This window comes from Asticcacaulis sp. AC402 (genome assembly GCF_000495835.1).
Classification (GTDB): Bacteria; Pseudomonadota; Alphaproteobacteria; order Caulobacterales; family Caulobacteraceae; genus Asticcacaulis.
On the sequence record NZ_AWGC01000012.1, the window covers coordinates 133,946 to 158,829 of the forward strand.

The window sequence follows — 24,884 nt, forward strand, 5'->3', positions numbered from 1 at the left end:
GTGATCCCATGTCGTTGGAGCAGGATGACGTTGCCATGCCGAAACTGACCCTGCCCTACGATCAGACGGTTCTGGTCCTGCAGGGCGGTGGTGCGCTCGGCTCCTATCAGGGCGGGGCCTATGAGGTCCTGCACAGCCATGGCGTTGAGCCGGACTGGATCGCCGGTATATCCATCGGCGCCATCAATGCCGCCATCATCGCCGGCAACGCGCCGCAAGACCGCATCGGCCATCTGCGCGAATTCTGGAACGAGATGAGCACGGACATACCAGGTGGACGTTTGGCGGGCGACCTGTCCAGTCAGTCCTTGCGCCAATTCAGCGGATTTCTGAGCCTTGCCGCCGGGGTCAAGGCCATGTTCCGGCCCTGGTTCATGCTGCCCTGGTTCAACCGGCCCGGCACGCCTGAAGCGACCAGTTTCTACGACACAAGGCCATTGCGTGAGACCCTGCTGCGTCACGTTGATTTCGACCGCATCAATGCAGGCAGGTTGCGGCTCAGCCTGGGGGCGGTGAATGTCCGCACCGGCAATTTCGCTTACTTTGACAACCGCGACCCTGGTCACAAGATCAAACCTGAGCACATCATGGCCTCGGCCGCCCTGCCCCCGGGATTCCCGGCGGTCGAGATCGACGGCGAAGCCTACTGGGACGGTGGTCTGGTATCGAACACGCCCTTGTCCTATGTCCTGGATTCCGGCGTAGCGAAGGCTACCCTGGTGTTTCAGATCGACCTGTTCAGCGCCGTTGGCCCCTTACCGCAAACCATGGATGAGGTCCAGGAGCGGGTGAAGGACATCACCTATTCGTCACGCACACGGATGAATACCGACGCTTTCCTGGAAAAGTACCGCCTGCGCCATGCCATTCGCGCCCTGGCTGAGCATGTGTCGGACGCCGATCGCAAGCGCCTGTGCGAGCATAAATTGCCGGCCGATTTCTTTAGTGACACCAACGTTTCGCTGACTGAGGGCGCCAACGGCCGTGTCAGTCTGGTACACATAATCAACCGCTCCAACCGCCATGAGATCCAATCGAAGGATTTCGACTTCTGGCGCGAGTCGGTGCGCGAGCACTGGCGCGATGGCATGGCCGATGCGCGTGAAGCCATGCAAGCCAAGGCGTGGCGGGGTTTTGCTGATCCCGACTCCGGTCTGGCCGTCTATGACTATATCCGTCCCGATCCGTCACGTCCCTGAGGACAAGAGCTTGGCCTAGGATTTGCCAGAAAGAGGGGGTAAAGTGTTCGGAAGATTATCGGAATCGGCTGCAACGGCGATGTTAGTACGTAACGCCGTCCTTACCGTAAACTGAAGCCGAGAATCGCCCGCATTCAAAGGAACGCCGTCAGGATGAAGCGCCATAGAGTTGCCGCACTGATCGGGGGACTGGCCCTGCTATGTGGCGTGCCGGCGCTGGCCCAAACCTCGGCTCCGGCGCCCGATCTCAGCTTCGCCCAGGCTCAGCAGGCCGCCAAGAGCGGCGACGCGCTGGCTCAGTACCGTCTCGGGGTCATGTACGATTCCGGCGACGGCGTGCCCGCCGATCCGCACAAGGCCTTCGACTGGTTCCAGCGCGCCGCCATGCAGGGACTTGCTGAGGCTCAGTACAATGTCGCCGTCATGTACGACGAGGGCCAGGGGGTGCAGCAGAGCTACGTCCTGGCCGCCAACTGGTACAATGCTGCGGCAGAACAGGGCGTCGTCGAGGCACAGTACAATCTTGGCATGATGTATTCACAGGGGCAGGGGCAGCCTCAGGATGACGCCACGGCGGCCTACTGGCTGTATAAGGCGGCCAACCAGAACTATGCGCCGGCGCAATACAATATCGGCCTGGCCTATCTCAACGGCGCTGGGGTGTCGCCTGATCCGCTGACGGCGTGCCACTGGTTCCTTACGGCGGCCAGACAGGGCGACGGCGACGCCCAGATGGAAGTCGCCAAATGCTATGAGAATGGCCGTGGCGGATCGCGTGACGCGGTCAAGGCCTATGCCTGGGCGCTGGTGGCGGCGCAAGCCGGTCAGGAGGGCGCGGCCGCCTATCTCGATCGTCTTGGCGCGGGCGTGAACGACAGCCAGAAGACTGTCGCGATCAGTATGGCCAGCGGTTTGGTTAACCCGGCGTCCTGAAGGGACGTCGCAGCCTGTATTCGCTACTGTGGCATTCCTGTTGCGATTGCGAAAGAAACTACCCGTACAACCCTACAGCCACTGGCAGAAATTGACCGCCATCGTCATATCCTCGTCTGAGCTTCGGGAGCAGGGTGATGCAGCGGGTGCTGGCGAGTATAGTTTTGGCCGTGAGTTTAGCGGCAGGCGCGACTGCGGCGCAGCCGGTGACCGGCCGTGACGACACCGTGCGTGCCGCCGAAACTTTGGACATCGGCGTTCTGACGGCAAAGGCCCAAGCCGGTGACGCCGAGGCGCAACTTCGCCTGGCCGATGATTACTTTTCAGGCAACGGCGTCGACCAGAACTATGGCATGGCCCTGCTCTGGTACGAAAAAGCCGCCTTGCAAGGCAATGTCGTCGCCCAGACGGAACTGGGCGTGCTCTATTGCAAGGGGTTGGGCGTCGCGCTCGACTACGATAAGGCGCTGTACTGGACGCGTATGGCCGCAGACCAGAACTATGCCGATGCCCTGTATAATCTCGGCGTCGCCTATGACTACGGCCTGGGTGTTCCGCGCGACATCCCCACGGCCTTCGCCTGGTACCTGAAGGCGGCGGATCGTGGTAACGACATTGCCCAGTTCAATGCGGGCAGCATGTACGAGAATGGCGAAGGCGCGGCGCAGGACTACGCACAGGCTTTGGCGTGGTATGCCAGGTCAGCAGATCAAGGCTATGCCCCGGCACAGTACAATCTCGGCATTCTGTATCTGGACGGCAAGGGGGTGACAGTCGACACGGCGCGGGGCCTGACCCTGGTCGAACTGGCGGCGAAGCAGGGCTTTGCCCTGGCCCAGGACCGGATGGCTGGCGCCTACTATGCCGGGTCAGGCGTGCCTGTTGACAAGGTCCGCGCCTATGCCTGGGCGCTGCTGGCAGCCTACGGCGGCGACCGCAACGCCGAGACCTTACTCAACCAGATGGATGTCAGCCAGGACCTGAGCGAAGCGCAATATGTCGAGGCTTCGAAACTGGCCGAAAGCCTGTTGCCGCCGGCAGTGTGATGATTTTCGGTGAAAAAACGTCTGGCGGCGCTTGCCAAGCCGTATAGCCGTGGCTATACACCGCTCCTCCATCGGAAATGGGCGCTTAGCTCAGCGGGAGAGCACTACCTTGACATGGTAGGGGTCACAGGTTCAATCCCTGTAGCGCCCACCATTTCCGAACAAAAAAGCGCCGGACCTTAGGGATCCGGCGCTTTTTGTTTTCGGTTTGCGGGATTAAGCGGCGATCAGGCGCTCGCCCTCGGTCACGATTTCGCGCAGACAGCGCTCAAGCAGCGAAGCGGTAGCGTACCGGAAAAAGCATCTGCGTGCCGTCGTGTTCTGACAGGTTCAAGCCGCGATGAGGCGCTCGACCTCGGTCACGATTTCGCGCAGACAGCGCTCAAGCAGCGAAGCGGTAGCGTACCGGAAAAAGCATCTGCGCGCCGTTGTGTTCTGACAGGTTCAAGCGGCAATAAGGCGCTCGACCTCGGTCACGATTTCGCGCAGATGAACCGGCTTTTCCAACACCTTGGCATTGGGCGATGCCTTTTGAGCGTTCAGCGCCACAGCGGCGAAGCCGGTGATGAACATGATCTTGAGGTCGGGCTGGACGAGAGCCGCCCTCTTGGCGACCTCGATGCCGTCAGCGCCCGGCATGACGATGTCGGTCAGCAGCAGGTCATAGGGTCCATGGTCCAGGGCTTCGATGGCGCTATCGCCATCGGCACAGGCCGTTACATCGTAGCCCGCCCTTTGCAAAGCACGTGACAGAAAGCTGCGGACGGAATCTTCGTCTTCGGCGAGCAGTATCTTTTTCATGTGACCTCTATGCGTCCCCAGTACCTGAACTGAACCTGAAACCTGACCCTTGGCCGAAGGCTACACCGGCACGGAACAGAATTCATCAAGATTGGCGGGGTTAAGTAAATTTGGGATGAAGACGTGACAGGAATGTCCTACTAGACGCTTAATATGGATGAAACCGTCCCCACACCCTGGCACCTTCTGCACACCCCTGACATTGCTATGGATGTGGTGCGCCCGCACACGCCGCGAACCGCCGTCGTCTACAGCCTGCCGCACAGCGGACGCTATTACCCCGACAGTTTCGTGGCCGAGGCGCGCCAGAAGGGAAGCGCCCTGCGCTCCAGCGAGGATGCCTTCGTCGACGATATGGTCGGCTGCACACCGGATCTGGGCGTCTACGGCCTGTCCTGTCGCTACGCCCGCGCCTTCTGCGACGTCAACCGGTCACCGCTGGAGCTGGACGCGCGGCTGATCCGCGGTGAATTGCCCAAGGCTGCTCTGGCACTCAGTGCCCGCGTCAAGGCCGGGTTCGGCGTCATCGCCCGCCGGCTCAGCGCCGACCAGGAAATCTATCGCGCGTCACTCGACATGGCGGAGGTCAACCGGCGGCTCGATATGATCCACCGGCCCTATCATGAAATGTTGCAAGGTTTGTTGACCGAGGCCGGGCAATTGGGGCGCCCGGTTGTGCTGGTCGATTGGCACTCCATGCCCAGTTCTGCGCTAAGCGCGATCGCCGGCCCCAAGCCCGACATTGTGCTGGGCAACCGCCACGGCGACGCCTGCGGCGATTGGCTGGTGCGCAAGGTCCGCGGTGTGCTGGAAGCGGGCGGTTTGCGCGTCGGACTGAACAAGCCGTTCGCCGGCGGTTACATCGTCGAGAGCTACGGCCAGCCTCAGGCAGGGATTGAAGCTTTGCAAATCGAAATCAATCGGACGATTTATATGAACGAGGCGACCCTGGAACCGCATGGCGGGCTGGAGCGGCTGCGTGCGGTGTTTCGCCATTTGACGCGCACCTTGGTGGCGCAAAACCCTTAACTTCCCGCCGGTTTGGGTACCTTGCGCGGATTGGCGGCCTTCCAGGCATCGGCGCGTTTTTTGCCCTCGGCCATTTCCGCCGGCGACAGCCTGGGCTCAAGATAGGCCATGGCACTGCGCGTCTTCTGCGATTTGGACTCGTCGGCAATCAGCAGCCACTTATAGGCTTCCGCCTTGTCGGCCTTGGTCGAACGACCGGTCAGGAACATGAAACTGTAAAGTAGCTGCGCCTCGACCTCGCCACCTTCGGCGCCCCTGGCGAAATAGCCGAAGGCCCGCTCCTGATCCTTTTTGACGTTGCGCGCCTGGTAATACATATCGCCCAGGACGTACCACGCCCGCACCTGGCCCGTTTCGCCGGCCCTGGTCAGCCACGTCACACCCTCATCGACACGTTTCGTCGTCACCAGCATCCGGCCAAGATGAAGCTTCGCCTCGTCGTCGCCTGCCCTGGCCGCGGTTTCGAACAGGGGCAGGGCCTTGTCTGGGGCAGGCTCGTTGCGCCCGCGACCGATGGCATAGGCAATACCCAGCTTGCGCATCGCTTCGATATTGCCGGCCTTGGCCGCCTTGTCGTACCAGGCTACCGCCGCATCGCCGTCAGCCTCGCTGGAGCCGGCATTGCGAATATCGCCGAGCTTCAGCATGGCGGGGACATGGCCGCCTCCGGCCGCCTTTTCCAGCCATTCCGTCGCCTGGCGATCGGCGCCGATGACGCCATGCTGGTTCAGCAGGCTGATGGCTTTGCGATACTGGGCTTCGGGGTCGCCGGTCTGGGCCTTGAGGCCTTCCACGAGGCTGTTTTGGCCTGTCTTCCAGTCCTGGGTGATTGCGACGGTCGCACCGGCCACCACCACGAGCGCGATGATAACGGCAAACCCCAGACCGGCGCTCTGTTTGCTTTTGGCCATGAAGCCCTCCCCTGCTGGTAATATTCATAGCCCAACTGGCCCGCAGCGCAATCCGATAAGTGGCCACGACGTTTCTCAGGCAATGCGCGACCAAACCAAACCCTGCAACGCGATCACGGCTTGCGACGCAGGTCCAGGGTATGAGGATAATCCGGATTGGGCTCGGCCTGAGGGATTTTCACCCTGCCGGGCGTATGAGTCGGCGCCTCGAACCGTGAAAGGCGGCGGCCTTCCGCCTCGTTGTCATTGAGCGGCAGGACATCGTAATTGCGCCCGCCCGGATGCATGACGTGATAGCGGCAGCCGCCCAGCGACCGTTCGAGCCGCGTATCCAGCACGTCGAAAACCAGGGGCGTGTCGACCGGCAGGTTGGGATGCAGGCTGGACCACGGCGCCCACGCCTTGTAGCGTACGCCAGCCACCTGGACATCGCTGTCGCGCGTACGACTCAACGGCAGACGACGGCCGTTACAGGTGACGACATGCTGCGAGCCGATGCCGCCGGTCAGCCGGACCTCCATGCGTTCAACCGAGGAGTCGACGCCGCGCGACGTGCCGCCGGCCGCCTGTTCCTCGCCCATCACCGGCCACGGTTCCAGGGCATTTTTCAGCTCCAGGGTGACACCGCCTATCTGGACGGTTCCGACCGTCGGGAAACGGAAGTCAAAGAAGGGGATGAACCAGTCGCGGCCGAACTTGAAGCCGGCGGCGGCGAGATAGTCGAGCACCTCCATCATATCCTCGTGGACATAGTGGCCCAGCATGTAGCGGTCGTGCAGTTGCGTGCCCCAGCGCACCAGTGGGGCGCGGTACGGCTTTTTCCAGAATGCGGCCACCAGGGCGCGAATCAGCAGCGACTGGATCAGGTTCATCTGCGGGTGCGGCGACATCTCGAAGCCGCGCATTTCGAGCAGGCCCAGGCGCCCACGGTCGGAATCGGGGCTGTACAGCTTGTCGATGCAGAACTCGGCGCGGTGGGTATTGCCGGTCAGGTCGACCAGCAGGTTGCGCAACAGCCGGTCGACCAGCCAGGGCGCGCTTTCCGCTTCGCCGTCGGGCAGGTTGCGCAGGGCGATTTCGAGTTCGTACAGGGCCTCATGGCGGGCTTCGTCGATGCGCGGCGCCTGGGACGTCGGTCCGATATAGAGGCCCGAGAACAGGTAGCTGAGCGCCGGATGGTGCTGCCAGAAGGTGATCATTGAACCCAGCACGTCCGGCCGGCGCAGGAACGGCGAGTCCTCGGGCTTGGAGGCGCCCATGACGATATGGTTGCCGCCGCCGGTGCCGATGCGCTTGCCGTCGATCATGAATTTGTCGGCGACGAGCCGTGCCTGGCGCGCCTCGCCGTAAACGGTTTCGATGATGAATTTCAGCTCGTCCCAGTTTCGCGCCGGCTGGATATTGACCTCGATGACGCCCGGGTCGGGGGTGACCGACATACTTTCAATGCGGTGATCGCGCGGCGGCCCGTAGCCTTCGATCACGACCGGTAGGTTCTGCTTTGCCGCCACGGCTTCGATAGCGTGGATCAGGTCGAAATAGTGCTCGGCATAGGTCAGGGGCGGCAGGAACAGGAACAACTGGCCATCGCGGATTTCCGCACAGAGGGCGGATCGGACCAGTCCGTTCGGACCACTTTCCTCCCCATGACGATGGGGAGGTGTCGGCGAAGCCGACGAAGCGGTCTGGTTCAGCCTGGCGCTGTAGGTCTTCATGGCTTCGGCTGCGTCGGGAAGCGGATCGACCGCAGCAAAAGGCGAGCGCGGCGGGACGTAGTGCACCTCTGCCAGGTCGGCGTCGACCACCGGCAGAGCGCCCAGGGGCAGGCGCAGGCCCACCGGCGAATCGCCCGGAATCAGCATCATCCGGCCGGCCTTAAACGCCCAGGCATTGGACAGCCAGCCATTGGTCTTCGCCGAGAAGGTCAGCGGCAGGACGTAGCCGGTCGGCTTGCCGACATTCTCGTCCAGCTTGGCCTGCAGGCGTTTGCGTTCCGTGGCTTCGAACAGGTCGGCGGTCAGCAACTCGCCTTCCAGCGGGATGCGCTGTTCCTTCCAAAGCAGGTATGGCAGGTCCTCATAGGCGGGCACGACATGCGCCGCATCCACGCCCAGGACATCGGCCAGGGCCGACAGAAACGTGTTGGCGGCTTCGGGCTTAAGCTTGCCCCAAGAGTCAGAATTATGGCCCTCCGGATCGGCCAGCAGCTTTGCGTCCAGCCACACCGGCTTGCCGTCGGCGCGCCAGTACATGTTCATCGCCCAGCGCGGCAGGATTTCGCCCGGATACCACTTGCCCTGAGCATGCTGGGCCAGAGGAGCATTGGCAAACTTAGCCGCCAGGCGCTGGAACAGGTCATAGCCCAGCTTCTTCTTCTCGGGTGACAGAGCGGTAAAATGCCATTCATCGCCGGTGCGGTCGTCCAGACTTACGAAGGTCGGCTCGCCACCCATGGTCAGGCGGACATCCTGCTTGTCAAGCGCGGCATCGACCTTGTGGCCCAGGGCATCGATCGCCTGCCATTCGCTGTCGGCGAACGGTTTGGTGACGCGGCGGCTTTCATAGACCCGCTCAACTGTCATCTCGTGGCTGAAGATCGATTGCGCCGCCTCATGGGCCCCGCTGATCGGAGCCGCCGAGGTCGGGTTAGGCGCGCAGCACAAGGGAATATGGCCCTCGCCGGTGAACATGCCGGAGGTTGGGTCCAGCCCGATCCAGCCGGCGCCGGGCAGGTAGACTTCATACCAGGCGTGCAGGTCGGTGACGTCCCGGGACACGCCCGACGGCCCGTCGAGGGATTCGATATCTGCCTTGAGCTGAATCGAGTAGCCCGAGACAAACCGCGTCGCTAAACCTTTGTGTCGCAGGATCTGGACCGCCAGCCAGGCCATGTCGCGGCACGACCCTTGCAGCTTGTTAAGCGTCTCAGCCGAGGTCTGGATGCCCGGTTCCATGCGCAGGGTATAGCCCAGATCGACATTGAGTTTCTGATTGAAGGCAACCAGAAAATCGACCGTTTTCCAGGCCTCGCCAGACGGTGCCAGATCGGGAACCGAGCGGACATAGTCCATCAGGACGTCATCGTCTTCCTTGATTTCGAGATAGGGTGCCAGTTCTTCCTGCAGGTCGTCGGCATAGCGCAAGGGAACTGTACTTGCGGAGTCTTCAAGGAAAAAATCGAACGGATTGAAGACCTTTATCTCCAGGACCAGGTCGACCTCGACGCGAAAGTAGTTGGTCTTTTCCGGAAAGATGATGCGCGCCAGCCAGTTGCCGAAGGGGTCTTGCTGCCAGTTTATGAAGTGGTTTTCCGGCGATACCTTAAGGGCATAGGACTGGACATGAGCACGGGTGTGCGGCGCGGGACGCAGGCGTATCACCTGCGGGCCTAAGGAGATCGGACGGTCGTAACGGTAATCGCTGACGTGATGCTGCGCCGCCAATATGCTCATGCCGTGCCGAACCTTCTCGAAAACCGATGCGCCGCAACGAAGCGTTTACGGAATCGCAAAAAAAGTGTCATTTGACGCCAAACCCCACTAGACAACTGCTTTGTAACAAAGTCTAGTTGCATTGCAACAAAGAGGATAAGTTCCTTGAGTGCCATTTCGAGTGATATTTTAGCCTTCAGCTTCGACGGTCTGAGTTCGCCGTCGATCGACCTCAAGTTCCGTAAGGGTCCCCAGAAAGGCGAACATACGCTCGGCTGGGGCCTCACCTGGTACCCTGGTGACAACAAGGGTGCGGTCGTCGCCAAGGACCCGTCAGCGCGCGACACCGGCTCGCTGCGCGGTGCCATGCACGACTGGGACTCCTTCCGGTCAACCGTTTTTTTCTGCAAGGTCCGCGGCGCTGCCACTGGCTATACCCATCTCGAGACCCAGCCGTTCTCACGGGCGTTTGCCGGCCAGGACTGGGTGTTCATGCACAATGGCGACCTCGACAAGACAGCGCTGAACAAGCTGCATTTCAACAAATCCATCTTTCTGGAACCCATGGGGCGCACCGACTCGGAAGCAGCCTTCTGTTTCCTGTTGGGCAAGGTCCAGGATTATGGCGCGCGGACGCTCGCCGAAGTCGACCATCAGGTGCTGTTGAGCTGGTTTCTGCAACTGGATGACCTCGGTTCGGCCGACATGGTCATTTCCGATGGCATCACGGTGGCGGCCTTTTACGGCTCCCAGTCGGAGACCCGGCTGTACTATTCGCGCCTCAAGCCTCCGCATTCTGAGGCCGGTTATCACAGCGATTCCGCCACCTTCACGCTGAACAATCCGCGCGACACCTTCCGTACCGCCCTGATCTTTAGTTCGACGCCCTTCGATCGCGGCGACTGGAAGCCGATGCAGAAGGGCCAACTGATCATCGCCCGCCGCGGCGCCATCTTGTGGACCAACAAGAAGGATGACGTACAGCCCGCCCACCCGCAGCAGGTCGTCCACGACAAGGATGGCCACCTGCAGGGCGTGGTCGTGTCCCCCAAGCCCACCCGCCATCCGCCCAGCCGCGCCTTTACCTCCCAGCAGGCTCAGGCCCAACAGCTTAGCATCGTCCAGTCGCTGCAGCAGATGAAGGCCGTGAGCCACAACATTCTCAATCCGCGCGCCATCACCCATGCGCCCGATGGATCGCCCTTGACCTATCGGCTGTACGATGTCGTTCACTCGACCGAATACGGCTACGAAAACGAAGTTGAGCACTCGACCCACAGCTTCCGGCTGATGCCGGCCGAGGACCTGATCCAGGAGGTAATGAACTGCACCCTGTCGCTGTCATCGGAAGGTGAGGATGTCCGCTTCGAGGACGTCTTCGGCAACCAGACCATCCACTACAGCATCATCAAGCCGTACAAGAAGCTGACCGTCTCTTGCCGGTCGCTGGTCAAGGTCTATGGGCAGGCGCCCGACGACTACTCGCTGGGTCAGCGCCAGGCCTTCATCCCCATGACCATGATGCCGTGGCAGCAGATCATGATGGAGCCCTATCTGCGGCCGCCGGAACTGCCCGAGACCCAGATCCGCGAGCTGATCGTCTATGCCATGAGCTTCGCCGACCGCAACGGCAAGCACCTGATGGACACGTTGAACGACATCAATCAGACCATCTATCGCGATTTTCGTTATGTGCCAGGGGCGACGTCCCTGCGTTCGACGGCGTTCGATGTCTACGCTTCACGCGAAGGCGTGTGCCAGGACTTCGCCAACCTGTTCATCTGTCTCGCGCGCCTGCTGGGCGTGCCGGCGCGTTACCGGGTAGGCTATATCTTCACCGGCGCCAATTACGAAAACAAGATCCAGTCGGATGCCTCCCACGCCTGGGCGGAGATTTACATACCTTATCTCGGCTGGCGCGGTTTCGATCCGACCAATGGCTGCCGCGTCACCCAGGACCATGTCCGTGTCGCCGCAGGCCGCAACTATGTCGACGCTACGCCGACGTCCGGCACCATTTATCGCGGTGGCGGCAAGGAAGCGCTGCGGGTTCAGGTCACCATGAATGAGGTCTTTAACTAACCGCTTCTCCCGAGGATACATCGCTTGACGCTTGAGACCTACCAGACCAACGGCTTCTACGACGAGTTGTTCGAGCGCGACGGCAAACCCCATGCCGCGGCCAAACCCCTGACCGACTGGATCGACACCCTGAGCCGGCCCGAGATTGGCCGGCGCCAGGCTGCCGCCGAAAGCGCGCTTTATCAATCCGGGAACACTTTCAACGTCTATGGCGACAAGAAGGGTGCGGAGAAGATCCTGCCGTTTGACATCATCCCGCGCATCGTCACGGCGCGCGAGTGGGATAAGCTGGAACGGGGCATCGCCCAGCGCATACTGGCGCTGAACCTGTTCATTCAGGACATCTACAACGACCAGAAAATCCTGAAGGACGGCATCATCCCGGCCGAGATGATTTTTTCGTCCAACTGCTATCTGAAACCGTGCGAAGGCCTGAAACCACCCAAGGGCGTGTGGACCCATATTTCCGGCACCGACTTCGTACGCGATGCCGATGGCGAGTTCTATGTGCTGGAGGACAATCTGCGCTGTCCGTCAGGTATTTCCTACGTTTTGGAAAACCGGGCGGTGTTGAAGCAGATCACCCCGCAGGCCTTCCATACCATGAAAGTCCGGCCGGTTTCCAACTATGGCGATCAGTTGTACCGAGCGCTGAAATACATCGCGCCGGACGGTCGCGGCGCGGACGCTATCGTTGTGGTGCTAACGCCCGGGATCTACAATTCCGCCTACTTCGAACATGCCTACCTGGCCCAGCAAATGGGCGTGCCCCTGTGCCAGAACTCCGACCTGGTGGTCGAGGACGACAAGGTGTTCATGCGCACCACCGGCGGCCTGGTCCGGGTCGACGTAATCTACCGCCGCATCGATGACGAGTTTATCGACCCCGAGGTCTTCCGCAAGGATTCGCTGCTCGGGGTGCCGGGGATCATGCGTGCCTATATGAAGGGTAATGTGTCACTGGCCAATGCGCCCGGCACCGGCATTGCCGACGACAAGGCCATCTATGCCTATGTTCCGAAAATTGTGAAGTACTACCTGGGCGAGGAGGCCATAGCCCAGAATGTCCGCACCTATATTTGCGAGGACGATGCCGAGCGCAGCTATGTTCTGGCCAATCTCGACAAGCTGGTGGTCAAGGCGGTCAATCTGTCGGGCGGCTACGGCATGCTGATCGGACCAAAATCGACCAAGGCCGAGCAGAAGGAATTTGCCGAGAAGATCAAGGCCAAACCGCGCGAGTACATCGCCCAGCCAACCCTGGCGCTGTCGCGGGCGCCGACCCTGTGCGGCAGTTCCATCGAAGGCCGCCACGTCGATTTTCGGCCTTATTCGCTGTATTCAGACGGAATTTTTACCTTGCCGGGCGGGTTGACTCGGGTGGCTTTGAAAAAGGGATCTCTCGTGGTCAATTCGTCTCAGGGCGGTGGGTCGAAGGATACCTGGGTGCTGGGTGAAGATGACCATATCCTGGAGGGCGGGGCATGATGCTGAGCCGTGTCGCCAATTCCATCTACTGGATGGCCCGCTATATGGAGCGCGCCGACAATGTCGCCCGCTTCATCGACGTCAATACCCACCTGATGCTCGACATGACGCTCGACCGCCAGGCGACCCAGTGGTACCCGCTGGTCGCCACCTCTGGCGACGACGAAACCTTCGGTAAGCGCTACCAGATCGCCGATGAAAAGAACGTTCTCAAGTTCCTGACCTTCGACCAGAAGAACCCCAACTCGATCCTGCAGTGTATTTTTCGGGCACGCGAAAACGCTCGCACCGTGCGCGAAGTGTTGCCCGTCGATGTTTGGGAAAAGATCAATGAACTTTACCACCTGACCCAGGCCCATTCACGCAAACGGTCCGTCGCCGACCTGATGGACTACTACACCCAGGTCCGCCGCACCGGACACCTGATGACCGGGCTGATGTACAACACCATGTCGCGCAGCCAGGGCTGGCAGTTCGCCCACCTGGGCCAGATGCTGGAACGCGCCGACAAGACCGCGCGGCTCCTGGACGTTAAATACTTCCTGCTGCTACCGGAACGCTCGCTGGTCGATACACCGGCCGACGCGGTCCAGTGGGGGGCAGTGCTGAAGTCGGTTCATGCGGTGGAAATGTACCGGCAGCAGTTCCACACCATCAACTACAAGAACGTCACGCAGTTCCTGCTGTTCGAAAAAGCGTTCCCGCGCTCGGTTGCCTTTTGTCTGGACGAGGCGGCGCACACCATGTCCAACCTGTCACGGGGTTTCGAGCGGCCAAACAAGGCGATCATCGAGATGGCCATCCTGACTCAGACGATCGCCGCATCAGAAGCGACCCAGATTATCGCGACCGGACTGCACGAGTTCATCGACGTATTGCAGTACAACATGAACCTGGTCGATGAGGCGATCTATGAGAGCTTCTTCAAGGATTAGAGCAAATGGGCGGGGAAACCGGGTGCAAGACCATGTTTCAATCCGGCAAGCGTTGCGACACGGCTTCTGGCACGTTAATTTCCCGGTGATGTTGATCATAATGGGAACATTGGGGTTGTTTGCCACGGTGCAATCTTTCGACATTGAAATTCGGGCGTTCGTGTCTGCGGCGATCTATGATCCTGCATATGTGATGCTGGCCTGCCTGGCGGCCCTCGGCATACCCTCAGGCTGGATATGGTGGTCACTTGCCGTACCGAAATGGAAACTTTGGGCGTACAGTCGAGTCGAGAATATTAAGCAACTCAAGCGAGAGGCCGTATCCGAGGGGCTGATCTGGCCGGACGGCCATATCCTGGAAAAGACTGAAATCTGTTCGAAAGCTATGCGCCGGGAAATTCTCCGGCTTGAAGGCCGTTTATGAGATCCTTCGTCGGTTTGCGCAGCACATATTCAACTCGCTGAGTTCCGAGTATAGCCTGCAGCGTTGAGGTGGCCGCAAGCTAGATCGTTATGATTTTAGCTCGAAACATCTTCGCCTCCCCCGTAAATGGGACGGGCGGTTCCACCAAAACTCATCCCGCGCTCGTCCCGCGCTTCTTCGCGGTAAAGCGCGAAGTCACGCACAAACTGTGTTTCTGATCCGTTCGTACCTTACAAGCTTTGTAACTGGCACTGACTTGAAACTTTTGAATAGTTTGGAGGAAACAACGAGGACTCTTCCATGCGCACCCTCCTTTTCGCCCTGTCCGGTCTCCTGCTGCTGCCGACGGTCGCGACAGCCCAGAGCGCCGAATTCACCTACAACAGCTATAAACGGGACATAAAGAAGCAGCTCGACTACGGCTGGGAAGAACTTCAGGCCGCTGACGCCAGTTCGACGCAGGAAGCGCGCTGCCGGCACGCCAGCTCGGCGGTCTATAGCTACAAACAGGCCGCCCAGATCAGCGAGACCATGACCCAGATCCTGTCCCACAGCGGCGGGGAATATCACGACGCCGCCGTGGCGATGCGGGATGCTGCGCGCGATGTCGCGCAGACGGTCGAGAACCTGTATAACCAGAAGTGCGGCTGATGGCTGGCAGGCGTCCGAAAGCGCTCTACTGACTCACCCGATCATCATCGACGCAAAGAGCTAAATTGTCTCGTTCCCTTTGTCCTGCGCGAGTTCTGGAAGAAGCGCCTGTCGCGTCGGGTGTTTAACTTCGCGGCTATGGCTGTGACTTGCTGCCGAAGAGCTGCCGTTTCCGCCATCAGCGTTTCGATGTTAACCTGCTCCAGCGACGTGTTGGGCATGGTGGGCGAGGCATTGACCCGCTGCATGGCATCCAGCATGACGCTGATGAACAGGTTGAGGACTGTAAAGGTTGCTACCACGATAAAGACGACCATGAACGGGATGGCCAGGCTATGGGTTTGCGCCAGTTCACGTGTCATGTCCGCCCATCCCTCGAGCGTCATGATCTGGAACAGGCTGAACAGCGACGCCTCAAGGCTGCCGAACCAATGGGGGTAGGTTGCGCCAAACAGCTTTGTCGCCATAACCGCCGAAACGTAGTAAAATATAAAGAGAATAGCGGCAATTGAGCCGATCCCTGGCAGAGCTGCCACGATACCGCCGATCACTCGGCGCAGGCTTGGGAAAACAGAAATCAGTCGCAGGACACGCAAAACCCTCAGGGCGCGCAGCACGCTAAAGGCAGCCGATGCTGGCAGCAAAGCAACGGCGACGACGATGGTATCGAACAGGTTCCATGGATCACGCAGAAAGCGGGGACCTTGTGCCAGCAAACGCAGCGCCAGTTCAATCACGAACACGCTCAAAAGGGCCTGGTCGAGGGCCATTAACTGCGGTCCGAACAGGCGCATCACTGACGGATAGGTTTCTAGCCCCAGCACCATGGCATTGACAATGATCAGGACGACAATGGCTAGGGTGCAGACCGGATGCTCCAAACCTGCCCGGAGTTTCTCACGCAGAGCCTTAATCTTTGCCATGGTCGTTCTCAGATTTCGGACCGGATGTTTTGATGAGTGAAACAATGATGCCGATGGCGATCAGACCCAATGTCACCGAGAGCGAAATGCTGGCCGGGAATTTTTCCAGGCCCAAGGCATCGGCAATGAAGATTTTCGAGCCGATAAAGATGAGGACAACCGCCAGGGCAGGCTTTAGGTATCTGAAGCGATGAATGATCGCCGCCAGCGCAAAGTACAGGGCCCGCAAGCCCAGAATGGCAAAGATATTGCTGGTGAAAACGATGAACGGGTCCAGCGTAATGGTAAAGATCGCCGGCACGCTGTCGACCGCAAAAACAAGATCGACGAACTCGATCATTAACAGCGCCACCAGCAAGGGTGTTGCGTAGACGCGCCACTTTCCGGTTTTGGGATCGGGCTGGCGTGTCAGGAACTTCTGGCCATCAAGTTGGTCGCTGATGGGGAAAATGCGTCGCATCAGCTTTAACAGCGGATTGCTGGCAATGTCCGGATGCTTGTCACCCATGAACAGCATCTTCACGCCGGTAAAGATCAGGAAGACGGCAAAGACATACAGGATCCAGCCATATTGTGAGACCAGTGTGGCCCCCAGCGCGATCATGATACCGCGCAAAACAATGACGCCCAGAATCCCCCAGAACAACACCCTGTGCTGGTACAAGGGCGGGATAGCAAAGTAGGTAAATATCAAGGAGATGAGAAAGACGTTATCCATCGCCAGCGTTTTTTCAACGATGAAGCCCGTCAGATATTCCTTGCCTGCCTGATCTCCGAGCGACCACCAGACCCAGCCGCCAAACGCGAGGGCAATCGCGATGTAGAAAGCCGACATCCACAAGCTCTCGCGGATGCCGATCTCGTGGGTTTTGCGATGCAGGATACCCAGATCGAAAGACAACAGCGTTACGACAATGGCCAGAAACGTACCCCACATCCATAGGGGCTTGCCCATTACGAGCTCAAACAAGATTTCCATTCGATGGGCTCCCCAAGAGGTGTACTCCTGAAGCAAACGGCGTTTTTCGAGGAGCAAGTTGAAACAGTAAGCGGTGCCATAAGCAGCTGTCACATTCGCGCGCTTCTGAATCCGAATATGCGCGTCGAGCCGCCTCGACCTTAGGGTCTGTCGCCGCTTGAAAGCTGTCTGGTTTTGGCGCGAATTCCGCTGTTTCCGTGCTGATAAATGTTTACGGAATGGCTACAGTTCCCCAGCACAAAGACAGCGCGATCACACACTTATCTGCACAGACTTTTGGCGGTTGGGACGGCTAGTGTTGTCTCGTGTCGAAGCGGCAAGCAGCCTGAACAGCACCCGCTCAACACGTCTGCAGGGAAGGGTCGAGTAAACGACGTTCCGCAGGTTGAAGTGGATTTGGATGAACTCACGTGCCGGACAAGACGCGGCATGTTTTTTGGAAAGGAACACAGTCGTGCGTGCTGAAGACTACCCAGTCATCGAAGGTCGCTATCGTTATCCTGCGCAACGTGGCGCGAGCCGGCGGCCCGGTGACGATGAGCTTGCCGATGAAAGGATGGATTTCAAATCCTTACGCCGTGAGATCCGTAAACGCAGCCTTCGCCAGAAACCCAGTATGATGCGCTGATCCGCTCCGATCCCGCCGACCTCCCCATCACGCCGGGATCGTTTGTTCCCTGTGGTTTCGCCCCCCTCCAGTGGAAACCCAGGGAAGACTGCAGCAACGCCTGCGGTCAGACTGGCTGCCAAGGCACACAGGCCTTGGCAGCTTCTTTCTTTTGTGAGCAGCTTGTCCCCAATGCACCCACCAAGATTTGACGCGCACGCGACTCCTGGTTCAAGATTTTTTGCCTATGCCACGTGGTGGCAGGCGCTCCTGAGTCTTGCCTCCGTGCTGACCGTTGCGGGATTGAGTTACGGCCTTATTGCTGCAGGATTTCCTTCACCGGAATCCCTCGGGATCTTGTTCGTACTTCCGGTCTTGTGCGCGGCCGCTTTTTTTGAATTGAGGCTGGCCCTTTTTACAGTTGTTCTGAGTGTCGCCGCTTACAATCTGGTCCTTATTCCTCCCCTTTGGACGTTTAATCTCAACAATCCGCAAGCCTTGGCCAAGGTTGTCGTCCTGCTCATCGTTACGCTGGTTGTGAGTGCTCTTGCGTCCAGACTCAAGCGCATGACCCGTGAAGGTCAGGCGCGCGAGGACATATTGACGGATTTGTACCTTCTTAATCAGGATCTTGTAGGAAAAACATCCGTCAAGGACGTCTGTGAAGCGGCCGAGCAACGGCTTGGCGTCATCACCAGGATGCCGTGCCGGATCTTTCTTGAAAGTGAGATGAGTGACATTCGCTCCAAGACAGAGTTTACACCGCATTTTCAGGAGCGCCCTGGTCAATGGTCGGCTGGCGTTGATCCCCGTCTGATTCTGCAGTTGGGGGAGGCCGATAGTCGACTGGGGACCTTGGTCTTCACGCCCCAGGAGGGAGAACGGATCGTTGCAGAGAGTTTTCCCTTCCGTTTTCTTCCCACGCTTGCCGGGCAGGTGGCCCTGGCCATCAGCCGCGCCATGATCACAGAAGCGCATGCCGCGCAAACCCGTCAGGCCGATCGTGAACGTTTCATGAGCGCAATGCTGTCGTCACTGTCTCATGATTTCAAGACTCCCCTGGTCGGCATCATCGGCGCCCTTGAAACGCTGCAATCACGCGTGGACGCTGATGCGCGTGATCTTGTAAGCGATGGCCTCACTGAGGCGCAAAGGCTGAACCGGTTTGTCGTCAACCTGGTGGAGGTCAGCCGTCTCGAGGCAGGTGTCAGGCCAAAATGCGAACCCGTACATATCCGTGATGCCGTATCCGGCGTATTACGCACGTTACGCCCCTTGATCGGCATGCAAACCTTCCGGATCATCATTGAGCCAGGTTTTCCCCTCCTCAATGTGAACCCGTCCCTGTTCGATCTCGTGCTGCTCAATCTTATTGAGAATGCCATAAAATATGGTCCGCTTGAGGGTGACATCACGATCGAAGCGCGAGTCACGCCGGACGGAGTCCTTATCGACATTGATGATGATGGCGACGGCATTCCAACACCGCTTCGTGAACAGGTCTTTACGAAATTTTACCGGGCAGCGGAGGGCGACCGTAAGATCGCAGGTACCGGTCTTGGCCTGTATATCTGCCGCGAGATCATGAATGTATACGCAGGTACTGTAGCCGCCATCGATCCTCCGGACGGGACCGGAGCCTGCATGCGCCTGAGTTTGCCGTCAGACATTACACTGCCAGTTCTTGTACCGCAGGAGGAAGCCGAATGAGCGGATTGCAGCCCAAGATACTCGTCATCGAAGACGACCCGCAGATCCGCAAGTTTCTTACCATCACACTGACCTCGCACGACTATACGGTCATTCCGGCGGAGACAGGGCGTGAAGGTGTCAGGCTTGCAACGTCCGTCAAACCTGATGCCGTTTTGCTTGATCTTGGTCTTCCCGATATAGATGGCGCCGAGGTCATTTCTGTGTTGCGCACCTGGTCGAAAATGCCGATTCTCATTGTGTCGGCGCGTGATCATGAAGACGAGAAAATCAAAGCTTTCGATCTGGGCGCCAATGACTTCGTGACCAAACCGTTTGGGACAGGCGAATTATTGGCCCGCCTGCGCGCCGCCCTGCGCGACGCCATCGTTACCATAGCAGAGGACACCGTAGTGAAGGTCGGGGACCTCTGTATCGATCTGTCAGCTCACAAGGTTACGGTTCGAGATAATCCCGTCAAGCTTTCGCCAAAGGAGTTTGCGCTTCTAAAGGTACTTGCGTCCCATGCAGGCAAGCTCCTGACCCACAAATACCTGATGCAGAAGGTTTGGGGTGACGCCCACGTCGAGGACAATCAGTACCTTCGTATCTACATTGCACAACTGAGACAAAAGCTTGAACTTGACCCGGCCAGGGACCAGTTCATCGTCAATGAGCCCGGCATAGGATACCGCCTGGAAGCGGCCGGAGGCAGCGAATAGCGGGTTTGAGGCATCACCGACCATCATGTCGTCCAGGCCATCACCAATGTCCCGCTTCGGTTCAAGATGCGCAAAGAAAGCTTAAAGCGCAATCCGACAAGGTGTGCAGCGATTTCCGGAAAAATTGCTCGACAAATTAAAAATTTAGAGCGGCGTTTTGATTCCATCAAAACTCATCCCGCTCTAGACTCTCAACTTAAATGTGTCTTTCGTTCGGACCGGAGAAAGGCGACGAGCCTGTCGCGCCAGACTCGATACCCCGCTTCATTGGGATGCAGGCCGTCATTGAAATAGCTTTCAATTTGGTTTCCGGTTGAATCCAAGAAGCTTGGATAGAGGTCAAGATGGCGGACGTACGGCGAAAAACTGGGGCTTTCAGAGAGCTCCAGAAGGCGCTGGTTGACCGGAATCACCACTTCGCGATTTTTGATCGGGTCGCTTGTCGGCAGTAATGACTGCAAAACAATTTTAGCGTGTGGCTTTCGCTCGTGTGCCGCGATGACAATTGCCTTGATACCTTCATAGACGCTGTCTGCGACAGGGTCCTCGCCGGCCCAAGTATTGTTAATTCCGGCGAGAAGGATAATGTAATCAGGGTGAAGCTCTGGTCGATCCAGTTGCCCCAATCCTCCGGATGACTTTGGAAGCAGCCGAAAGAGTATGTGTTCTGTGCGGTCTCCGGATATGCCAAGATTCAAAGCCAGGTTTTCAGGCTCCACTCCGGAAAAACTTTCAGCCCAGATATTCCCGCCGCACATTTGACCCTTGACCCAAGGGTTCTCTTTTAGCGTCCAAAAATCGGTAATCGAGTCTCCCAGAAATACGAGCTTTATGGCCGACAGGTTATTGTCTGCGGCGACAAAGGCGTCGATATACGATTGGCGCTTTTGCCAATATTCGACGCGTTCCTGGGCCTTTCCAGACTGGAAATCCTGCGAAGACCCCGTCTGTGGCGCTACGACAATGCCAAGCACAAAAATGGACGTGCATGCCAACCGCATGAGGCCCGCACTACGTTTGAAATCAGCTTCTTTACCGGAGAAGATGTTCTGAAGTTGATTCATTTAAAGTCAATCCTTTCGAGCCCCTCATCACAATTCAATCTTGAGGGGCAAATCGACCCCAAATCTGACCTTGTTGCCAGTGCAGAATATCGGTTGAACGGGGGCTGAGACATGCCTGCCCGATTAAGCCACGTAAACTTCATTTTTGTCAAAACACGGCCCGACCCGCCACCCAGACCCGGACAATGTTGGCCTTGTTCGCCGTGTACAGTACCTTCTGCAAACCTTCGACGACCGTGTCATATCCGTCCATCAGGTTCACACTGCCGCCTACGGCATGCGGATCGATCAGCACCGCGTCGAACTGGCGGCCCACCTCAAAACTGCCAACGGGCAGGTCCAGGGCATCGGCGCCGCCCCGCGTGGCCAGGTAAAATGCTGTCCGCCAGTCAATCTGCGTGTCGCGAACACCGCGGTCGTCGTAAGGCTTTTCGCAGTCAACGCCGTCATTGAGCAATCGCGAGGCGAGCACCGCCGCCCGCAGACTGTCCGGCAGGAAGGACGACGGCCCGCCGGAAATATCGCTGCCCAGACCGACACGCACGCCTTTTTCCAGAGCGCGCTTCAACGGAAAGACCCCGTTGGAGAAATAGGCGTTCGACAACGGACAATGCGCAACCCCGCAACCGCGTGCTGCCAGAGTATCCATATTGCTCGCACTGAGGAAGTTGCCATGGGCCAGGACAGTATGGCGCGTCAAAAGCCCGAAACGATCCAGGCTCTCGGTATCGCTCATGCCGTGACGCTCCAGGACGTAGCGGTGCTGCCAGTCACTTTCCGAACAATGGGTCTGGACGTGGCAGGCAAATGACCTGGCGATGTGACCCAGGCCGTCCAGCGCGGCGTCGGTGCACGATGGGATGAATCGCGGCGTCACAACCGGCTTGATACGATCGCTGTTCAGGCTGCGGACATAGGTTATGAAATCGTCGGTGCCGCGTAGGGCTGCGTCGGTGGATCGGTCGCGATAGATGTCGGGACACTGGTCCGGATTGTCCATGACCACCTTGCCGATCAGGGCGCGCTGGCCTTTCTCCAGGCAGATATCGGCCAGTAACCGCGAGGCATCCTGGTGGATGGTGGCGAAGTAGAGCGCCGTGGTGGTGCCGTTGGACAGCAGGTCAGCGACGAGGCCGCCATAGGCAGTCCGGGCAAAACCCAGATCGCAATAGCGCGCTTCGAGCGGAAAGGTGTAGCGTTGCAGCCAGACCTCGAGCGGCACATCCAGCGCCTTGCCAATCTGTGGCCACTGCGGGGCGTGAACGTGGAGGTCGCAAAACCCCGGCAGGACATAGGCATCCTTGGGCATCGATTCGACCGGACCTTCGCTGAGAAGGCGGTTGTAACCGTCGTCGGAGGGTTGCAGGACGGAAACGATGCATCCGTCTTCGTCGACCGACACCAGGGCGTCTTCCAGACATTCGACCTGCCCCTGAACCGGTGCGTGACAAAAACGACCGAGATAGCTGCGTGGCCTCTGCATGGCGAGTCTCTCACAGTTGAAGTTCCTGCTTCCTTCTCCTCCAAGTTTCTCCAGAACAGGATGAGTTTTGATGGAATCAAAACCCCGCTCTAGACGTGCACGCCGGGCCGGCAGGCTTGGCACAAATCCAGCCCAAAGGCCTTGGCGGTTTCAGTAATGCCGTCGTGTTCCGGTTCCTGGATTGGGCAAGAGTGAAACGCCTTACGTCGGTTTGCAAGTGCGAATACGTTAACGCGCCGCCTTGAGCGCGGCGATGCCCTTGGCGAGGCTTTCCGGCGCCTTGGCGAAGCACAGCCGAAGGACGGGAAGATTGCGGCCGGATTCGCAGAAGGCCTGCAGGGGTATAGTCGCCAGGGCATGATTGTTCAGCAGGTGGAAGGCGAATTCGAGGCCGGGCATGGTGACGCCGGAGGCTTCGAGGTCGATGTTAACGAAGTAGGTGCCCTGCGATGGCAGGACGGTGAAACCGGCATCGCTGAGGCCCCGGCACAGGTCATCGCGCTGCGCCCGAAAGCCCTCGAGCGCCTCGGTGAAGCGTTCGGCCGGCAGGTTGAGGCCATAGGCGACAGCATGTTGCAGGCCCGGCGGGGTCGAGAAGGTGATGTACTGGTGGGCACGGGCGACCTGATCGACCAGTTCGGCCGGGCCACAGACAAATCCAACCTTCCAGCCGGTAAGGGAAAAGATTTTCCCGGCCGAGCCGATTTTCAAAGCACGCCGGGAAAGTCCCGGCAGGTGCAGTACGCTGAGGTGCGGATCGTCGAAGACCAGTTGTTCCCAGACCTCATCGCTGACGACGTAGGCGTTGTGGCGTTCAGCATAGTGCTCGATCAGCCGCAGTTCCGCCTGGCCCAGGGCGTGGGTGGTCGGGTTGTTGGGCGTGGTCAGCAGGACCAGTTTCGTGCGCGCATTGAAGGCAGCGTGCAGGTCGGCCTGGCTGAAGCGCCAATGCGGCGGCGACAACTGCACGATGCGCGCAATACCGCCGGCGCGGCGGATCAGCGGCACATAGGCGTCATACATTGGCTCGAACACCACCACTTCGTCGCCCGGAGAGACCAGGGCAAGGATAGCAGCGCAGATGGCTTCGGTGGCGCCGGAGGTGATCATGACCTGACGGTCGGGATCGAGTTCGATGTCCTGATGTTTTTGATAAAAGTCCGACACCGCCTGGCGCAGAACGGCTAAGCCGCGCATCGGGGCATACTGGTTCGATTGGGTCATCAGGGCTCCGCCGGCCGCCAGACGGACATCGGGGAAGCCGTCGCTTTCGGGGAAACCCTGGCCCAGATTGACCGCACCCAGCCGGCGGGCTTCGCCCGACATGATCTCGAAAATCGAGGTCTTCAGATCGCGGAAAACAGGGTTCATGCGCAGGTCATACGCCAGCGGGTTGGAAAATCAAGGTGCCGGGCGAGGTCACCTGGAGCGCAATCCGATAAAGTGGACGCCGTTTTTCGGACCAATTGCGCTGCAAAACAAAAACTTAGAGTGGCAACGTCAATGGGCCAGGAGCAGCGGCAGGTGAGCGTGCTTGAGGATATGGTTGCTGACACTGCCCAGAGTGAGCTCACCAATGTGACCCCAGCCATAGGCGCCGGCCACCAGAAGGTCAGCCTTCAGGTCACCGGCCTTTTCCAGCAGGATATGTCCGATACTGTGCGCCACGCGTTCGGCACGGATGAACTCGGCAGATATGCCGTGACAGGCAAGATAGGCCAGGACTGTGGCTTCACCGGTCGCGTCATAGGGGTCGCCCATGCCCTCGACGCTGACCAGATAAACGCTGTCGGCGTGCGACAAATGCGGCAAGGCGGACCGCAGGGCGCGCGAAGCCGTAAGGCTTCCGTCCCAGGCCACCACGACCTTACCGGCGTATCCTCTTGCTGACAGCGGCGAGTCGCAGACCCAGGGAACGACCATCACCGGACTTCCGGTATTGAACAAAGCGGTCAGCACCGTTTCCGTGTGGCCGCCACGGCCACCGTCCTGGCCAACGACGATCAGGTCGACGCAGCGGGCGGCGGCGGGCAGACATCGGTCGACGGGCCCCATGAGGGAGCAAAAGGTTGCAAGCGCGTGGTCTGAGGCGGCCGGGTGGTGAATGGCAACCAGGGGGACGCTATGGTAAGCAGACCTCTCCGTCACGTAGGCCAACGCTATATCTGCCGGCTCGCGGGCATCCTCTTCGCATTCGTCGATCACGCCTGGCCCTGCTGCGTGGGACATCGCTCCGCGCGACACTTCGTACAGAACTGATGGCGGGGCCACATGGATGATCTGCAACCGACCCCCACAGGCGCGCGCCAGATTGAAGGCGGTATCGAGGGCATTACGTTCGTAGGTCTTGCCCCCGAACAAGCACATAAGGGATCGAATCGACATGATTTCACTCCGGGCGAGCGCACTCCGATACAGTGGACACCACTTTTCGGATAAATTGCGCGATGAAACAAAAACTTAGGGATGAGTTTTGATTCCATCAAA

The 24,884-nt window shown here is 59.1% G+C and carries 21 protein-coding genes and 1 tRNA gene; 13 read left to right on the top strand and 9 right to left on the bottom strand.

Translation table 11 applies throughout. The features are described from left to right. The first annotated feature begins 8 nt into the window (after window positions 1-8). The 4 genes from ABAC402_RS27015 to ABAC402_RS27030 all read left to right on the top strand — a co-directional run bounded on the left by ABAC402_RS27015 (window position 9) and on the right by ABAC402_RS27030 (window position 3,332). A complete protein-coding gene (locus ABAC402_RS27015; RefSeq protein WP_031235336.1) occupies window positions 9-1,199 on the top strand; it encodes a patatin-like phospholipase family protein in 1,191 nt (396 codons plus the stop codon). A gap of 153 nt (window positions 1,200-1,352) precedes the next feature. Continuing rightward, on the top strand, window positions 1,353-2,132 hold the full coding sequence (locus ABAC402_RS27020; protein ID WP_023448828.1) for a tetratricopeptide repeat protein: 780 nt from the start codon (window positions 1,353-1,355) through the stop codon (window positions 2,130-2,132). 170 nt (window positions 2,133-2,302) lie between these two features. Further along, window positions 2,303-3,178, top strand: coding sequence for a tetratricopeptide repeat protein (locus ABAC402_RS27025; RefSeq protein WP_162148509.1), 876 nt, complete (start codon window positions 2,303-2,305; stop codon window positions 3,176-3,178). Window positions 3,179-3,257: 79 nt separating this feature from the next. Beyond that, window positions 3,258-3,332 (top strand) — tRNA-Val (locus ABAC402_RS27030). A 290-nt stretch (window positions 3,333-3,622) separates the two neighbouring features. On the opposite strand, the gene cpdR is transcribed toward ABAC402_RS27030, so the two are convergent. Next, window positions 3,623-3,979, bottom strand: a complete 357-nt coding sequence (gene cpdR / locus ABAC402_RS27035) for a cell cycle two-component system response regulator CpdR (protein ID WP_023448830.1) — start codon at window positions 3,977-3,979, stop codon at window positions 3,623-3,625. Window positions 3,980-4,132: 153 nt separating this feature from the next. Between cpdR and ABAC402_RS27040 the strand changes: the two genes are divergently transcribed. After that, window positions 4,133-5,008, top strand: coding sequence for an N-formylglutamate amidohydrolase (locus ABAC402_RS27040; protein ID WP_023448831.1), 876 nt, complete (start codon window positions 4,133-4,135; stop codon window positions 5,006-5,008). Here the strand turns inward: ABAC402_RS27040 and ABAC402_RS27045 are convergent. After that, window positions 5,005-5,919: a tetratricopeptide repeat protein gene (locus ABAC402_RS27045; RefSeq protein WP_023448832.1), complete on the bottom strand. Its 915-nt coding sequence runs from the start codon at window positions 5,917-5,919 to the stop codon at window positions 5,005-5,007. The genes ABAC402_RS27040 and ABAC402_RS27045 overlap by 4 nt on opposite strands. A 113-nt stretch (window positions 5,920-6,032) precedes the next feature. Next, on the bottom strand, window positions 6,033-9,371 hold the full coding sequence (locus ABAC402_RS27050; RefSeq protein ID WP_023448833.1) for a DUF2126 domain-containing protein: 3,339 nt from the start codon (window positions 9,369-9,371) through the stop codon (window positions 6,033-6,035). Window positions 9,372-9,515: 144 nt separating this feature from the next. Here ABAC402_RS27050 and ABAC402_RS27055 point away from each other — a divergent pair, with 144 nt between their 5' ends. The 5 genes from ABAC402_RS27055 to ABAC402_RS27075 all read left to right on the top strand — a co-directional run bounded on the left by ABAC402_RS27055 (window position 9,516) and on the right by ABAC402_RS27075 (window position 14,930). Further along, the gene (locus ABAC402_RS27055) at window positions 9,516-11,432 is read left to right on the top strand and encodes a class II glutamine amidotransferase (RefSeq protein WP_023448835.1); all 1,917 of its coding nucleotides are present in this window, start codon (window positions 9,516-9,518) and stop codon (window positions 11,430-11,432) included. Between the two features lie 24 nt (window positions 11,433-11,456). After that, entirely contained in the window at window positions 11,457-12,920 is a 1,464-nt protein-coding gene (locus ABAC402_RS27060; RefSeq protein WP_023448836.1) for a circularly permuted type 2 ATP-grasp protein, read from the top strand. Further along, window positions 12,917-13,855: an alpha-E domain-containing protein gene (locus tag ABAC402_RS27065; protein WP_023448837.1), complete on the top strand. Its 939-nt coding sequence runs from the start codon at window positions 12,917-12,919 to the stop codon at window positions 13,853-13,855. Before ABAC402_RS27060 ends, ABAC402_RS27065 begins: the two co-directional genes overlap by 4 nt. 22 nt (window positions 13,856-13,877) lie before the next feature. Further along, on the top strand, window positions 13,878-14,279 hold the full coding sequence (locus tag ABAC402_RS27070) for a hypothetical protein (RefSeq protein ID WP_031235342.1): 402 nt from the start codon (window positions 13,878-13,880) through the stop codon (window positions 14,277-14,279). Window positions 14,280-14,579: 300 nt separating this feature from the next. Beyond that, entirely contained in the window at window positions 14,580-14,930 is a 351-nt protein-coding gene (locus ABAC402_RS27075; protein ID WP_023448839.1) for a hypothetical protein, read from the top strand. Window positions 14,931-14,974: 44 nt separating this feature from the next. Here ABAC402_RS27075 and ABAC402_RS27080 read toward each other — a convergent pair whose 3' ends face one another. Together ABAC402_RS27080 and ABAC402_RS27085 are read right to left on the bottom strand one after the other, a co-directional pair. After that, window positions 14,975-15,853: an ion transporter gene (locus ABAC402_RS27080; RefSeq protein ID WP_023448840.1), complete on the bottom strand. Its 879-nt coding sequence runs from the start codon at window positions 15,851-15,853 to the stop codon at window positions 14,975-14,977. Beyond that, the gene (locus tag ABAC402_RS27085; protein WP_031235344.1) at window positions 15,840-16,832 is read right to left on the bottom strand and encodes a TerC family protein; all 993 of its coding nucleotides are present in this window, start codon (window positions 16,830-16,832) and stop codon (window positions 15,840-15,842) included. Before ABAC402_RS27085 ends, ABAC402_RS27080 begins: the two co-directional genes overlap by 14 nt. 454 nt (window positions 16,833-17,286) lie before the next feature. Here ABAC402_RS27085 and ABAC402_RS40140 point away from each other — a divergent pair, with 454 nt between their 5' ends. The 3 genes from ABAC402_RS40140 (at window position 17,287) to ABAC402_RS27095 (ending at window position 19,850) form a co-directional block, all read left to right on the top strand. Then, the gene (locus tag ABAC402_RS40140) at window positions 17,287-17,460 is read left to right on the top strand and encodes a hypothetical protein (protein WP_155847339.1); all 174 of its coding nucleotides are present in this window, start codon (window positions 17,287-17,289) and stop codon (window positions 17,458-17,460) included. A gap of 171 nt (window positions 17,461-17,631) precedes the next feature. Then, complete coding sequence (locus tag ABAC402_RS27090; RefSeq protein WP_023448842.1) at window positions 17,632-19,149, top strand: ATP-binding protein; 1,518 nt, start codon at window positions 17,632-17,634, stop codon at window positions 19,147-19,149. Next, a complete protein-coding gene (locus ABAC402_RS27095; protein ID WP_023448843.1) occupies window positions 19,146-19,850 on the top strand; it encodes a response regulator in 705 nt (234 codons plus the stop codon). Before ABAC402_RS27090 ends, ABAC402_RS27095 begins: the two co-directional genes overlap by 4 nt. Window positions 19,851-20,041: 191 nt before the next feature. Here ABAC402_RS27095 and ABAC402_RS27100 read toward each other — a convergent pair whose 3' ends face one another. The 4 genes from ABAC402_RS27100 to ABAC402_RS27115 all read right to left on the bottom strand — a co-directional run bounded on the left by ABAC402_RS27100 (window position 20,042) and on the right by ABAC402_RS27115 (window position 24,782). Then, window positions 20,042-20,914, bottom strand: a complete 873-nt coding sequence (locus ABAC402_RS27100; RefSeq protein WP_023448844.1) for a GDSL-type esterase/lipase family protein — start codon at window positions 20,912-20,914, stop codon at window positions 20,042-20,044. 148 nt (window positions 20,915-21,062) lie between these two features. Beyond that, window positions 21,063-22,397, bottom strand: a complete 1,335-nt coding sequence (guaD, locus tag ABAC402_RS27105; RefSeq protein ID WP_023448845.1) for a guanine deaminase — start codon at window positions 22,395-22,397, stop codon at window positions 21,063-21,065. Window positions 22,398-22,625: 228 nt separating this feature from the next. Next, entirely contained in the window at window positions 22,626-23,768 is a 1,143-nt protein-coding gene (locus ABAC402_RS27110) for an aminotransferase (protein WP_023448846.1), read from the bottom strand. Window positions 23,769-23,897: 129 nt separating this feature from the next. Continuing rightward, complete coding sequence (locus tag ABAC402_RS27115) at window positions 23,898-24,782, bottom strand: universal stress protein (protein WP_235079921.1); 885 nt, start codon at window positions 24,780-24,782, stop codon at window positions 23,898-23,900. Between the last annotated feature and the right edge of the window lie 102 nt (window positions 24,783-24,884).

What these genes read in the sequence shown, in the direction of transcription:
- ABAC402_RS27015 (WP_031235336.1), top strand. Translation starts at nt 9, where the DNA reads ATGTCGTTGGAGCAGGATGACGTTGCCATGCCGAAACTGACCCTGCCC.
- ABAC402_RS27020 (WP_023448828.1), top strand. Translation starts at nt 1,353, where the DNA reads ATGAAGCGCCATAGAGTTGCCGCACTGATCGGGGGACTGGCCCTGCTA.
- cpdR (WP_023448830.1), bottom strand. Translation starts at nt 3,979, where the DNA reads ATGAAAAAGATACTGCTCGCCGAAGACGAAGATTCCGTCCGCAGCTTT.
- ABAC402_RS27040 (WP_023448831.1), top strand. Translation starts at nt 4,133, where the DNA reads ATGGATGAAACCGTCCCCACACCCTGGCACCTTCTGCACACCCCTGAC.
- ABAC402_RS27045 (WP_023448832.1), bottom strand. Translation starts at nt 5,919, where the DNA reads ATGGCCAAAAGCAAACAGAGCGCCGGTCTGGGGTTTGCCGTTATCATC.
- ABAC402_RS27050 (WP_023448833.1), bottom strand. Translation starts at nt 9,371, where the DNA reads ATGAGCATATTGGCGGCGCAGCATCACGTCAGCGATTACCGTTACGAC.
- ABAC402_RS27065 (WP_023448837.1), top strand. Translation starts at nt 12,917, where the DNA reads ATGATGCTGAGCCGTGTCGCCAATTCCATCTACTGGATGGCCCGCTAT.
- ABAC402_RS27075 (WP_023448839.1), top strand. Translation starts at nt 14,580, where the DNA reads ATGCGCACCCTCCTTTTCGCCCTGTCCGGTCTCCTGCTGCTGCCGACG.
- ABAC402_RS27080 (WP_023448840.1), bottom strand. Translation starts at nt 15,853, where the DNA reads ATGGCAAAGATTAAGGCTCTGCGTGAGAAACTCCGGGCAGGTTTGGAG.
- ABAC402_RS27085 (WP_031235344.1), bottom strand. Translation starts at nt 16,832, where the DNA reads ATGGAAATCTTGTTTGAGCTCGTAATGGGCAAGCCCCTATGGATGTGG.
- ABAC402_RS27090 (WP_023448842.1), top strand. Translation starts at nt 17,632, where the DNA reads ATGCACCCACCAAGATTTGACGCGCACGCGACTCCTGGTTCAAGATTT.
- ABAC402_RS27095 (WP_023448843.1), top strand. Translation starts at nt 19,146, where the DNA reads ATGAGCGGATTGCAGCCCAAGATACTCGTCATCGAAGACGACCCGCAG.
- ABAC402_RS27100 (WP_023448844.1), bottom strand. Translation starts at nt 20,914, where the DNA reads ATGAATCAACTTCAGAACATCTTCTCCGGTAAAGAAGCTGATTTCAAA.
- guaD (WP_023448845.1), bottom strand. Translation starts at nt 22,397, where the DNA reads ATGCAGAGGCCACGCAGCTATCTCGGTCGTTTTTGTCACGCACCGGTT.
- ABAC402_RS27110 (WP_023448846.1), bottom strand. Translation starts at nt 23,768, where the DNA reads ATGAACCCTGTTTTCCGCGATCTGAAGACCTCGATTTTCGAGATCATG.
- ABAC402_RS27115 (WP_235079921.1), bottom strand. Translation starts at nt 24,782, where the DNA reads ATGTCGATTCGATCCCTTATGTGCTTGTTCGGGGGCAAGACCTACGAA.